The organism is Streptomyces sp. NPDC058246 (assembly GCF_042881985.1).
GTDB lineage: Bacteria > Actinomycetota > Actinomycetes > Streptomycetales > Streptomycetaceae > Streptomyces.
Genome location: NZ_JBHVWZ010000010.1, coordinates 120,708 through 133,714 on the forward strand (window position 1 = coordinate 120,708; position 13,007 = coordinate 133,714).

At 71.2% G+C, this 13,007-nt stretch carries 10 protein-coding genes; 2 read left to right on the forward strand and 8 right to left on the reverse strand.

What is annotated here, in order from left to right; genetic code table 11:
• Nucleotides 1–6: 6 nt before the first annotated feature.
• Nucleotides 7–330: a ferredoxin gene (locus tag ACFVXA_RS17440; protein WP_383739964.1), complete on the reverse strand. Its 324-nt coding sequence runs from the start codon at nt 328–330 to the stop codon at nt 7–9.
• A gap of 5 nt (nt 331–335) precedes the next feature.
• The gene (locus ACFVXA_RS17445) at nt 336–1,592 is read right to left on the reverse strand and encodes a cytochrome P450 (protein WP_389467217.1); all 1,257 of its coding nucleotides are present in this window, start codon (nt 1,590–1,592) and stop codon (nt 336–338) included.
• Between the two features lie 269 nt (nt 1,593–1,861).
• On the opposite strand from ACFVXA_RS17445, the gene ACFVXA_RS17450 reads away from it, so the two are divergent.
• Entirely contained in the window at nt 1,862–2,677 is an 816-nt protein-coding gene (locus tag ACFVXA_RS17450; RefSeq protein WP_389752348.1) for an SDR family NAD(P)-dependent oxidoreductase, read from the forward strand.
• Nucleotides 2,678–3,007: 330 nt separating this feature from the next.
• Complete coding sequence (locus ACFVXA_RS17455; protein WP_390025455.1) at nt 3,008–4,324, forward strand: LysR family transcriptional regulator; 1,317 nt, start codon at nt 3,008–3,010, stop codon at nt 4,322–4,324.
• Here the strand turns inward: ACFVXA_RS17455 and ACFVXA_RS17460 are convergent.
• The 6 genes from ACFVXA_RS17460 to ACFVXA_RS17485 all read right to left on the reverse strand — a co-directional run bounded on the left by ACFVXA_RS17460 (nt 4,300) and on the right by ACFVXA_RS17485 (nt 12,742).
• The gene (locus ACFVXA_RS17460) at nt 4,300–5,955 is read right to left on the reverse strand and encodes an ABC transporter substrate-binding protein (RefSeq protein WP_383906258.1); all 1,656 of its coding nucleotides are present in this window, start codon (nt 5,953–5,955) and stop codon (nt 4,300–4,302) included. The two genes, ACFVXA_RS17455 and ACFVXA_RS17460, sit on opposite strands and share 25 nt — an antisense overlap.
• Before the next feature lie 144 nt (nt 5,956–6,099).
• Nucleotides 6,100–7,290 carry a bifunctional glutamate N-acetyltransferase/amino-acid acetyltransferase ArgJ gene (gene argJ / locus ACFVXA_RS17465; RefSeq protein WP_389746370.1) on the reverse strand — a complete coding sequence of 397 codons (1,191 nt, stop codon included), beginning with the start codon at nt 7,288–7,290 and terminating at the stop codon, nt 6,100–6,102.
• 170 nt (nt 7,291–7,460) lie between these two features.
• Nucleotides 7,461–8,441, reverse strand: a complete 981-nt coding sequence (gene cs1 / locus ACFVXA_RS17470; protein WP_362031457.1) for a clavaminate synthase Cs1 — start codon at nt 8,439–8,441, stop codon at nt 7,461–7,463.
• Nucleotides 8,442–8,463: 22 nt separating this feature from the next.
• Nucleotides 8,464–9,405 carry an agmatinase gene (speB, locus tag ACFVXA_RS17475; protein WP_362031459.1) on the reverse strand — a complete coding sequence of 314 codons (942 nt, stop codon included), beginning with the start codon at nt 9,403–9,405 and terminating at the stop codon, nt 8,464–8,466.
• 59 nt (nt 9,406–9,464) lie between these two features.
• The gene (locus ACFVXA_RS17480) at nt 9,465–11,018 is read right to left on the reverse strand and encodes an asparagine synthase-related protein (RefSeq protein ID WP_390025457.1); all 1,554 of its coding nucleotides are present in this window, start codon (nt 11,016–11,018) and stop codon (nt 9,465–9,467) included.
• 2 nt (nt 11,019–11,020) lie between these two features.
• Entirely contained in the window at nt 11,021–12,742 is a 1,722-nt protein-coding gene (locus tag ACFVXA_RS17485; RefSeq protein ID WP_390025459.1) for a thiamine pyrophosphate-binding protein, read from the reverse strand.
• Nucleotides 12,743–13,007: the final 265 nt, after the last annotated feature.

A 13,007-nucleotide genomic window follows, 5' to 3' on the forward strand; every position in this document is an offset into this window, starting at 1 on the left:
CGCTCCTCAGTCCTCGGTGACCGTGATGGCCCCGCACGGGCACAGCTCGGCACAGAGCCGGGCCGCCGCGTGCAGTGCGGGGGCGGGGGTGGGGTCGAGCAGGACGACGGTGCCGGTGTCGGCGTCCTGGCCGAAGATGCCGGGCCCGGCCTCGGCGCACCGCCCCATGGCACAGCAGACGTCCCGGTCGACGGACACCGTCAGACGGCTCGTCCCGGGCACGGCGCTCAGATCGTTCTCGCTGCCCGCTTCGGTCACGCCACCCGCTTCGGTCACGCCGCCCGCTTCGGTCACATCGCCCGCTTCGGTCACATCGCCCGTTCCGGTCACGTCGCTCACCACGTCACCGGCAGCGCGCCGAGCCCGTAACTCGACACCTCGTGACGGAAGTCCAGCTCCTCGAACGGCACGGCCAGCCGCACGCCGGGCATCCGGCGCAACACGGCGGCCAGCATCTCCTCGATCTCGACCTTGGCCAGCCACTGCCCCAGGCACTGGTGGATGCCGTGTCCGAAGGCCAGATGGCGGCGGGCGTCGCGGTGCGGGTCGAGGGTGTCGGGCGACGGGAAGACCTGCTCGTCGCGGTTGCCCGCCGAGAGGGAGAGGACGACGCCCTCGCCGGCCTTGATCGTCACGTCGTCGAGCCGTACGTCCTCGGTGGCAGCGCGGGCCAGCCCGTTCTGCACGATGGAGTGGAAGCGCAGCAACTCCTCCACCGCCTTGGGCAGCAGGCCCTCGTCCTTGGTGAGCGCTTCCGCGAGGCCAGGGTCCGTGGCCAGGCTGAGCAGGCTGAGGCTGGCCTGGCTGGTGGTCGTGCCGTGCCCGGCCACCAGCAGCAGCCGGCACATCGGGACCAGTTCCTCGACGCTCAGCCGGCCGGGCCGTACCTGGTCGGTCACCAGGCGGCTCACCAGATCGGTGCCGGGACCGGCGACCCGCTCCTCGACGAGCTCCCGCAGAAATCCGTCCAGCTCATCGCGCGCCGCCGCCACTTGATCGGGCGTGTAACCGCGGTCGATGAGGATCGCGCTGCGGCTCTCGATGAAGTCCCGGCGGTCCTCGCCCACTCCGAACAGCAGGGCGATGACCCGGGACGGCACGGGGATGGTCAGACCGGCGACGAGATCGACCGGACGCTCACCGGCCACCAGACCGGAGAGCATCTCGTCCAGCAACTCCCGTAGCACGGGCCGCATTTCCTCGGCCTTGCGCGCGAGGAAGTCGCGGGTGAGCATCGAGCGCAGCCGGGAGTGGTCCGGGTCGTCCATGCGGATGAACGAGGCCGTGTGGGGTGCGGCGCGCACGAGCTGCGAGGTGCGGGTCAGCATCGGGAAGCCGGGAGCACTGGTGACGGCGGTGAACCGGCGGTCGCCCAGCACGGCCCGCACACCGGCGTGCGAGGTGACCAGCCAGACCTCGCTGCCGTCCCACAGCGTCACCCGGCTCGCGGCGCGGCCGGCCCGGAGCGCGGCGAGCGGGGGTGGCGGGTCCACGGGAGAGACGCGCGGCATGGGGTACGAGGGTGCCGCCGCCCTCTCCGCCCCGGGAGCCCCGTCGTTCTGCTCCTGGAGTGCCGCGTCGTTCTGCATCATCCACCGCCTATCGCTGCGCAGACCGCTGCACAGGAGTCGCGCCGACGTGCTGTCGCCGACCCAATCTGCCGTGCCCGCCCGGAGACGTCCTGGCCCGCGGCCCGGCACGCATAACCGGCCGGAAACAGTCATAACCTGAGGCACGGAAAGGCATTCACCGGTCGATGGAGCGGCTGATAGCGTCGCGACGGCCAGACCCTTTTCAGGCAGCACGCCATTCTCAGGTCTCGGCCATTCTCGCTCCCTGTCCGTCACCCACCGGGGGAATGATGACTTCAACACCGCAGACGGCCTCCGCACCGGAGAAGGTTTCCGCACCGCAGACGGCCTCCGCACCGGGGAAGGTTTCCGCACTGCACGGGAAAGTCGCGCTCATCACGGGCGCGAGCTCGGGAATCGGTGAGGCCACGGCGCGGGTGCTGGCCGCCGAGGGCGCCGCGGTGGCCGTCGCGGCCCGCCGCGTCGACCGGCTGCACGCCCTGAGGGACGAACTGGAGGCCACCGGCGCCACCGTCCACGTCCTCGAACTGGACGTCACCGACGAGCGGGCGGTGCGGGACGCCGTGCGCTCGACCGTGCAGACCCTCGGCCGGCTCGACATCCTGGTGAACAACGCCGGGGTGATGTTGCTGGGTCCCGTCGAGGGCGCCGACACCACCGACTGGACCCGCATGATCAACACCAACGTCCTGGGGCTGATGTACATGACCCACGCGGCACTGCCGCACCTGCTGGGGAGCCAGGGCACGGTCGTACAGATCTCTTCGATCGCCGCGCGCGTGGCGGGCCGCGGCGCCGCGGGCTACAACGCCAGCAAATTCGCCGTGAACGGCTTCAGCGAGGGACTGCGCCAGGAGGTCACCGAACGCGGGGTGCGCGTGGTGGTCGTCGAGCCGGGCACGGTCGAGACCGAGCTGCGTGAGCACATCACCCACGCGCCGACCAAGACGGCCATCGAGGAACGGGTGAGCAAGATCCGGCAGTTGCAGGCCGCCGACATCGCCGAGGCGGTGCGCTACGCCGTGACGGCGCCCGCCCACATGACGGTCAACGAGATCTTCATCCGCCCGACCGACCAGGCCTGACGGTCTCCGGCTCCGGGCGCGAGGAGAGCCCGGAGAGAGGACGTGCCTAACATCGCCGCAGCGAAGCCACCAGGAATTCCTTGAAGCACTGCGGACAATCAAGCGGCACAGTCCTTGACCAAAAGGAAACCGACATTGTCTTACGGGTCAGAACCAACGTCTGCGATAACGCCCACAATGGGGCCTGCGATAAAGTCTGTTCCCGTCCGGCCGAAATCCCTTCCCTCCCCTTCTTCCTCTTCTCCCGCCCTTTCCTCACCTTCACCCTCACCTTCGGCCTCCCCTTCCGCCTTTCCCTTCACCCGCCCCGACCTGTCGCTGCTGGACGCGGTGGGGCAGTGCGGTGATCTCGCGGAAGTCGCCCGGCGCACCGGGTCGCGGCACGGCGCCGTCGAGCGCCGGCTCGACCGCCTCGACGAGACCGTCGGCCTCCCGCTGACCCTGCGCAGCCGCCACACCGCGCGGCTGACCTCGGCGGGCTCGCGTCTGCTGGTGGCCGGGCGCCGTTTCTTCCGCCAGATCGATCTGGCCGTACAGACGAACATCTTCGGGCGCGGCTCCGAGGCGGTGGACGCACCCGCCGTCCTGGCCATCGCCTCCGCCGAACCGCTCCTGGAAGACGTGGTCGAGGACGCCGCGGCCACGCTGGACATCCTTCTGTCGGTGCACCACGACACCCCGCAGCAGGTCCTGCGCAGGCTGGCCGGCTACCACGTCGACGCGGCGCACACATGGAGCGTCGACGCCCCGCGCGACTCGGTCGAGCGGGCCGTGCGCACGTATGCCGTTCTCGACGATCCGCTCTGGGTCACGCTGCCCTTCGATCACCCGCTGGCCGGCCGGGACGCGGTCGCGCTCGCCGATCTGCGGGACGAGAACTGGGTCTCCGAGGTCGGCCCCGACTCCGAGGTCCTGGTGGCCCGCGTCTTCCAGGCCGCCGGTCTGCCCGCGCCCGCCGCACTGCATGTCACCGGCGCTTCGGTGGCGCGCGGCATGCTGCGCCGCGGCGACGCCATCGGGCTCGGCTCCCCCACGCATCCGGCCGTGCTCGCGCCCTCCCTGGTGCACCGCCCGGTCGTGGAGCGCCCGCACCGCACCACCAGCCTGCTCGTCGATCCGACCGTCGTCCCCCGCGCGCTGGCCGAGCAGCTCGCCGCGCTGCTCGCCGACCGCTATCTGCGCCGGTTCGCCCAGCACCACCAGCGTCTGCTGCGCGACCCGTGGTGGGCACGCTGGCACCGGGACGAGACGGCACGGATCACCCGCCCCGTACGCCCGGCGCGGGAGGCCCAGGCGCCGAGCGCGACCGCCGCCGCGACCAGGAAGTTCGACGTCGAGGACCTGCACGTGCTGCGGGCGGTGGCCAAGCACGGCAGCATCAACCGCGCGGCCACCGTGCTGTCCATCAGCCAGTCCGCGCTGACCCGCCGCATCCACCGCCTCGAAGTCGGCCTGGGCGCGGGGCTGTTGCTGCGCAGCGCGCGCGGCACGGAGCTGACCAGCCCCACCCGCCGGTTCCTGCACCAACTGGCCCGTTTCGAGGCCGAGTTCCAGGAGGCGGTGGCGTCCTGCCGGAGCATCGCCCTGCCGGCGCGGCACCGGCAGGACGACGCCCCTTGGGCTCAACTGGCACCGAGCGCCACGTAGTCGTACATGCCGAACGACCCGGTGACGTACACATTGCGGGCGTCCGGGTGCCGGTAGAGCAGGGAGCGCGGGTACAGATACGGCACGATCACCGCGTGCTCCATGGTCAGCCGGTCGATGCGGTGCCAGATCTCCGCGCGCTCGGCCGGATCACCCGAGGTGGCCCCGCGGTCGAGCAGTTCGTTGATCTCCGGATCGTCCAGCTCACCCATGTTCTGGTTGCCGCGCTCCTTGATCGCCCGCCCGTCGACGATCTGCTGCAGGAACCCGTACCCGTCCGGGAAGTCGGCGCCCCAGCCGAACATGATGATCCCGATCCCGTGCTCGCGCAGATAGGCCGGGCAGCCGCCGTAGATGTCGAAGTAGTCACCGGAGGGGAAGTCCAGGACCTCGGCCTCGATCCCGACCCTCGCCAGCCCGGCCGCCAGTGCCTCGGCGGCCCGGTACTCCTTGAGCCGGTCCTTGCGGGCGGCGATCTTCGTCCGGAAACCGTCCGGCATCCCGGCGGCAGCGAGCTCGGCCCGGGCGGCGTCCAGATCTCCGGTCCCGTCGTCGCCGACGGGATAGCGGTCAAAGGCCTGATACCCGTCGATGGTCGGCGGAAGGATGGTCGTGGCGATGTCCCCGCCCACCGAGCCGCCGTACGCCGCCTGCATGGCGGCCTTGTCCGTGGCGAACTGCACGGCTCGCCGGCAGTGGACGTTGTCGAACGGCGCGATCCGGCTCGACAGGCAGTAGATCCAGGTGAACCCGGTGAGCGGGTTGTCGGCGTTGGCGCGCAGCGCCGGGTCGGCGAGGATCCGCTCCTGGGTGGAGGGCTGCACCCCGAACCCGGCGAGGTCGATGTGCGCCTCCCCGGCCAGCAGCATGCGGTCCACCTCGTGCGGGTCCTTGCCGAGGTGCACCTCGATCCGCCCGGCGCGCTGCCTGCGGACCGGATCGGTCGCCGGGTCCCAGTGCGGATTGGGCTCCAGTACGGCGAGTTCGCCACGGGTGTACGAGACGACGCGGTACGGCCCGGTGGCGACCGGCCGCAGCCGGTACTCGGCGCCGGTGTCCAGCCGACGGGGCACCGGGGTGGTACTGGGCATGGTCGCCAGCAGATCCATCCCCGCGAAGGGTTCCCCGAGCCGCAGGACGAGGGTGCGCTCGTCCGGTGTCTCCAGAGTGACCGGCCCGTCGATGTCCGGCTCGCGCCAGGGCCCGCCGTAGTTCGTCCCCAGCAGATGCCGGAAGTAGGTGGGCCCCGCTCCCAGCACATCGGTCCCGTAATTGCTCCTGGCGATGGCGTACTTGACGTCCCCGGACGTCACCGGGCTGCCGTCCTCGTACCGGAGCCCCGCCCGCAGGCGGTACGTCCACACCCTCCCGCCTTCGGACGACTCCCCCAGCGACTCGGCGAGGTCCGGCACCAGGCGCTGGCCCGCCTTGCCCGGGGCGGTGTCGAAGGTGACCAGGGTCCGGCCGATGAGCCGGAGGAAGTTCCAGGTGTAGGCGTAGTACGTGTTGCCGGGGTCCAGCGAGTCGAAGTCGTCCGTCCGCACCAGCCGGAGTGTGCCGCCCAGGGTCCCGGTCGGCCTCACCACCCCGCGCGCCCCCGCACCAAACCCGTCTGCCCGAGTGCTCTCCATGTCCTGCGGCCCTCCTCGCCGGATGCTCTCCCCCCACATCTTGTGGGGGGAGGAGCGACCGAGGGCCGGCCCGGGCGGCGGCACGCATAGCCGGAAGCGGGTCGGTATACCCGGGGGCCGGGGAGAGCGCGCCCGGCGTCAACCTCAGGTCGTGTACTCCGAGTTCAGCCGCACATATCCCTCGGTGAGGTCGCAGCCGTACACGGTGAAGGCCCCGTCCGCGACACCGAGGTCGATCCCGATGACCACCTCGTCCCCCTTGAGGTGGTCCGCGACAGCGGCCCGCACCGCGTCCTCCTCCCCCGCATCGGCGGACCCGGGCGGATAGACCTCCGTCTCCCCGAACCGGATACGCACCACGTCCTGGTCGATGTCCGTGTCCTGCGAGCACTTCCCGATCGCCATCGCGACCCGCCCCCAGTTCGGGTCGCACCCGTGCACCGCCGTCTTCACCAGCGGCGAGTTCACCACGGTCTTCCCCACCCGCTTGGCCTGCGCGGCATCACGCGCCCCGGTGACCCGGACCTCGATGAGCTTGCTCGCCCCCTCCCCGTCACTCGCGATGTCCTTGACGAGGGCGAGCGCGGCCTCGTACAGGACCTCCTCGAAGGCGACGGGATCGACGTCCCCGGCGAGCCCGTTGGCGAACAGCACCGCCGTGTCGCTGGTGGAGGTGTCCGTGTCGATGCTCACCGCGTTGAAGGTGCGGTCCATCACCCGTCGGAAGATCCGGTCCTGCTCGGCCGCGTCGAGCCGGGCGTCCGTGGCGAAGAAGGTCAGCAGCGTCGCCATGTCCGGCTCGATCATCCCGACGCCCTTGGCGATGCCGACGAGCGTCGCCGCACCGCACCGCCGGCGGACCACCTTGGGCCGGGTGTCGGTCGTCATGATGGCGCGCGCGGCCCGGCCGAAGCCGCCCTCCGGGAAGGGCCAGGCCAGCGTCTTGAGGTGCTCGCGGATCCGCGGCATCGGGTACTGGCGGCCGATCACCCCGGTGGAGGCGATGAGGAGTTCGTCCGCGGGCACGCCGAGGGTGCGCGCGACGGACTCGCGCACCTCGCGCGCGTTGGCCTCACCCTCCCGCCCGGTCGCCACGTTGGCGTTGCGGGCCAGCACCACCACGCCCCGCGCCCGGCCGTCGGCGATCGCCTCCCGGCTCAGCAGGACGCTCGGCCCGGCGAACCGGGAGCGCGTGAACACCCCGCTGACCTGGGACGGAACCGTGGAGGCCAGCACGGTGAAGTCGTCCCGGCCGTCGTCGGCCAGCCCGACCGGCGCGGTGTGCACGACGAACCCGTCGGGCGTTTTCATCTCTTCGGAGTCGGACTCGGTCATCGTCATCGTCTCCCGTCTACCCCGTCCACCCTGCTTGCATTGCATTACTTCCAAAGAGTCAGCATATTCATGCATCGCCCCCATGGCGACGCGGACGACCCGAACGAGCCGCGGCCCCCTCCCACGGGTGGAGAGGGGGCGCGGTACCACCACACAACCGCCGGACGTGCCTACCGCCGCGGCGAGAACGACACGACGTCCCCCGCCCGCTCACCCCCCGACAGCTGCCCGTTCCGGTCCGTCCGGATGTAGACCCGGTGCAGCCACCGGTCCTTCCCGTCCCAGCGCGGGCTGAACGGCGTACGGGCGTGCGTGGTGCGGAAGTTGTCGATGATGAGGAGGTCGCCGGGGGTCAGCTTCACGGACTCCGTGACGTCGTCCAGGGCCTTGGACAGGGCGGCGACCGCCTCCTTGTCCGCCGGCTCCTCGGGGGCGAGCAGCTCACGGTCGTAGCCGAGGTAGGGGTCGTTCTCGTCCCCGTACAGCGGCCTGACGTTGGCGATGGCGCCCGGGTCCTCGACGCCGCCGCGGAAGGCCACGTCGACGCAGCAGGGCAGCTTGCGCTCGAACAGCCGCGCCCTGGTCGCCTCGTCGAGAAGCGGCAGCGCCTTGCGCACCGAACCGACCAGCGTCTCCGCCCGGCGCTCGTGGTCGGCGCGGGAGCAGGCGAGCATGACGTAGTTCGGCTGGAGGACGTGGTACGCCATCTCGGTGTGGAACTCGAGGAGTGTCTCGGAGGTCTCCGAGGACAGGTAGTGCGCGCCCGGTGACGGATACACGTCGTGGTAGACGGTGCCGGAGCGCAACTCGGCGTATCCGGTGTGCAGTCCGAGCCTGCGCCCGGTCACGGCGAGCATCGCCTCCATGACCAGCCGCCCCCGGTCCAGCGGCGCCGGGGTGGAGTCGGGCGTGGCGGGCAGCTGGTCGTCCGCCTCCAACGGCAGCCCGCGCAGCAGCAGATAGCCGTCCTCGGTGCCCTCGGCGTGGAAGGTGTCCAGCGCCGCCGCCAGTTCGCGCGGCAGCTTCGCGGACAGCTCCTTCGCCTTCTCCAGGAAGCCGTACAGGTCCGCGCGCGGCACCTCGGGCAGTTCGGCCGCGAGAGCGCGCAACTGCTCCCGGTGCGGTGCGCAGTCAATGATCGGAGAAGCCATGGGTGCGATGTCTCCTTTGCGTCTACAGCGGTGGGCGATGAGCGCGGGCGTACTGGTAGAGCAGCTCCGCACCGATCTCGGTGGCGAGGATGGAGGTGATCCCGGCGGGGTCGTAGAGGGGCGAGACCTCCATGACGTCGAAGCCGACCGGCTTGAGGTCGCCGACGCAGCGCAGCAGCCCCAGGAGCTCCCGCGAACTGAGCCCGCCCGGCGCGGGGGTGCCCGTCCCGGGTGCGAACGCGGGGTCGACGACGTCGATGTCGACCGACACGTACACGGGCCGCCGGCCCACCCGCTCCCGGACGAGATCGGCGGTGCCGGTGACGCCCAGCTCGCCGAACTCGTCGGCGGTCACCACGCGTACACCGTGTCCGCGGGCGTAGTCGAGCGAGTCCGGCTTCGGGTTGTGGCCGCGGATGCCGATCTGCACCATCGCGGCCGGATCGATGAGCTTCTCGTCGATCCCGTGCCGGAAGGGCGTGCCGTGGTGGTACTGGCCGCCGTAGAAGGCGGGGTTGGTGTCGGAGTGGGCGTCCAGGTGCACGACGGCGACCGGGCCGTGCTGCTCGGCCACGGCGCGCAGCGCGGCCACGGTCAGCGAGTGGTCGCCGCCGAGCATCATGAAGGCGGCGTTGCTCTTCAGCAGCTCCGCCAGGTGCCGCTGCGCCGTCGCGATCGCGATGTTCATGTCGAACGGCGTGAGATCGATGTCGCCACCGTCGACGCAGTTGATCAGGTCGAAGGTGCCGGGACCGCGGTCGATGCCGACGCCGTGGATGAGCCCGGACTCGTTGCGGATGGCCCGCGGGCCGAAGCGGGCGCCGGGCCGATAGCTGGTGCCCCCGTCGTAGGGAGCGCCGATGACGACGACGTCGTAGCCTCGGGGCTCCTGTTCGAGCGGCAGGCGCATGAAGGTGGGGATCTGGGCGTAGCGGGGCGAGACGTGCGAGTCGATGCGTTCCACGGCTCAGTCCCCCTCCGGGGTCTCGACGGCGGTCAGGGACAGGGAGCGGGCGTACGACGTCATGCCGCCCCCCGTTCGAGGCGGTCGGCCACCGACCGGACGACCTCGTCGGTGCTGACGTCCTCGGGGGCTTCGCCGCCCACCACGGTGCGGTCGAACAGCTCCCGCACCACTTGCTGCTTGGCCACGTCGACGGACCGCTCCGGGACGCCCTCCTCCAGGAGCAGCAGTGAGAAGGAGGAGGTGGTGCCCGAGCCTTCGTGGACGCCCAGCTTGGGTCGCTTGACGGTCTGTTCGGGCAGCAGCTCGGCCATCGCGGCGCGCAGCACCCACTTGTCCCGCCCGTAGCGGCGCTTGAGGCCCGCCTCCAGCGAGACGAGCAGATCGAGCACGTCGCGGTCCCAGTAGGGGTGGGTGGACCAGTGGCCGGAGACGGCGGACAGCACGGGCGACATCTCGTTGAGGCCGTCGTAGGTCGCCATGTCGTACGCCACCGCGGTGTCGAGGTTCGACAGCCGGTCCTCGCGGTGCATGCCCGCGAGCGGGATGTCGGCGCCGTACCCGGTCAGCACCCGGCGCGCCGGTCCGTCGAGCGCCCGGTACAGGGCGACGAGCGGCAGCAGGTACTCGATGATGTGCGGGTCCTCGGACTCCGATGCCCAGACCGCGTACGGGAGTTGGCCCAGCAGGTCGGCGGTGGGGACGGTGATCTCCCGGTGCCTGCTGCCGAGGTGGTCGGCGACCGCCCTGGCCTCGGGGAACTCGTCGGACACGTCGGTGCCCATCGACAGCGAGTCGACCGAGCCGGCCGCCCGGTGTGCGAGGGCGGCGACACCGGAGGAGTCGATGCCGCCGGACAGCACCACGAGCGGCGTACCGCCCGGGGCGACGCGCGCGCCGACGGCCCGGTCGAGTGCCGCGCGTACGGCCGCCACGGCGTCGTCCTCGTCCATGATCCGGCGGGCCAGTGGCGGGGCCCAGGTCCGGTGGGTCTCGGCGGTGCCGGAGTCGAGGTCGATGTCCATGACGGCGCCCGCCGGCACCTGGTAGACGCCCGGCAGGCCGCGCACCCGGCGGGCGTCCGCGAAGGGGAAGCCGCGTGGACTCCCCTGCCCGGAAAGGGTCCCGGCAAGGGTCTTGGCCTCGGTCGACGCGGTGACCTCGCCGGGGCCCGCGCACACGTACAGCGGAACCGATCCGGCGTGGTCGGTGGCGAGCAGGATCCGCCTGCCGGTGCAGACGGCGGCGGCGAACCGCCCGTTGAGGAGACGGAAGGCGTGCAGGCCGTAGCGGCGCAGCAGGCCGAGGACGAGCTGTGCGTCGCCCAACTGCCCGCTCTCCGGGCCGGCCGCGCCCAGGACGGAGAACAGGTCGTCGCGGTTGTAGATCTCACCGGCGAGCAGGACGGCGGTGTCGCCGTCGCGTGCCTGGGCCGAGTCGGGTGGGGTCGAGGGGGCGTGCACCAGGGTGGCGCCGAGGGTCTGCGCGCGCAGGCGCAGATCGACGCCGGTGTGGCTGCCCCGGGTGGCGAAGGCGGCGTGGGGGATCCGGCCCCCGCTCGGACGAGCGGAGGCCAGGAAACCGAAGGCCGCGGGAAGGTCCTGGGAGGCCATGATCAGATGCTCAGTGCTCCGAACCCACCGGGCTGGAAGTCGTAGGCGATGGGGACCTCGATGAGGAAGGGCCGGCCCAGCTCGGCGCCCTTGCGCAGCGCGGCGAGCAGCTCCTGGCGGTCCGTCGCCTTGGTTGCCTCCACTCCGTTGGCCTGGGCGAGGGCGACGAAGTCGACGCCGGTGAACTTCACCGCGGGGTCGTGGCTGCGGTGGTGGCCGATGTTCTGGTAGAGCTCGATCAGACCGTTGGTGTCGTTGTTCACGACCACCGTCACGATCGGCAGGTTGAGGCGGGCGATGGTCTCCAGGTCCGCGCTGTTGGAGTGGAAGCCGCCGTCGCCCGCGATCAGGAAGGTGGGCTGGCCGGGGCGGGCGAGCTGGGCGCCCATGGCGGCGGGGATGCCGTAGCCGAAGCTGGAGCAGCCGGCCGAGGTGAGGAAGCCGAAGGGCTGGTCGGCGCGCGCGAACAGGACCCCGTAGTGCCGGAAGAAGCCGATGTCGGAGACGATCGTGCCCTCCCCCGGCCCGGCGGTCTCCGCCATGACGGTGTTCATGGAGTCCATGACCTGGTGGACGCGCATGCCGTCCTCGTAGACCTCCGGGTCCGCGAGGAACTCCGCGACGCGGGCGCGCAGCGGCGCGATGTCGTGCCGCTCCTTGGCCGCCAGGGAGGCCGTCGCCGCGTCGAGGTGCTCGACGAACGCGAGGACGTCGGTGACGACGTCGACGGTCGGCCGGTAGACGCGCGGGATCGGGTTCGCGGTGGGCGAGACGCGGACGGTCTTCTTCTCGGCGCCCTTCTGCCACATGGAGGGCCGCAGGTCCTCGGCGTAGTCGTAGCCGACGGTGAGGATGAGGTCCACGGGCGCGAACAGCGTTTCGAGGGCGGGGAAGTTCAGGATGCCGTCCATGTAGCCGGTGACGGCACCGTAGTTGAGCTCGTGGCCGTGCGGCAGGACGCCCTTGGCGATGTACGTCGTGATCACCGGCACGTTGAGCCGCTCGGCGAAGGCACGGATGGCGGGCACGGCGCCGGAGCGGATCGCTGCGGCTCCGACGACCAGCACCGGGTGCTGCGCGCCCTTCAGGAGCTCGACGGCCCGGTCGGCCGCCTCCTGCCAGCCGTCGGCGACCGCGCCGATCGGCTTGGCCGGGGTGTGCGCCGGCGGGTGCTCGACGGAGGCGTCGATGCCCTCGGAGGAGCCGAGCAGGTCGACCGGCAGGGAGATGAACGAGGGACCGACGGGCTCGGTCATGGCCGCGGTCACCGCGGAGTCCACGAGGTCGGTGATCTCGTGCGGACGCTCCAGCTCCACCGCGTACTTGGACATCGGCGCGATGATCGACACCGAGTCCAGGCACTGGTGGGTGTCGTTGGGGAAGATGTCGTGCGACTCGGACTGGGCGGCGAGGGCGATGACCGGGGAACGGTCCAGGACCGAGGTGGCGATGCCCGTGGAGAGGTTGGTCATGCCGGGGCCCAGGGTGGCCCAGCAGGCCTGCGGGCGGCCGGTGATGCGCGCGAGGACGTCGGCGGCGACACCGGCGGTGAACTCGTGCCGGGTGAGGACGAAGTCGATCCCCTCGACCTCGTCGAAGAGGATCGACGCGGCCTCGCGGCCGACGACCCCGAACACCTTCTCCACACCATGGTCACGCAGTCGCGCCAGGAGGGCGTGCGCGGCGGTCGGCTTGGTGCTGGGGCCGGTCGAAACACGGGACATGGATGGTCTCCAGACTCGGTCAGCGGTGGACAGTTCGCGCCAACCCTGACCAGGCCCCCTCTTCACCGCCTCTCCCTCGGATATCGGGGAGCGCGCGGAGAGAAACAGGAGATCAGTGGAGCGAAAGACTCCGTTTCGGCACCCCTCGAGACTCCGCTTTCGTCCCCACCAATGCGGACACCCGGCGTCCGATTTCACTTGCCGCGCCTCCGCGAAGCCGCTTACTTCAGGCCACTGTTGGCCATGGCGCGGGCCATGTCGACGA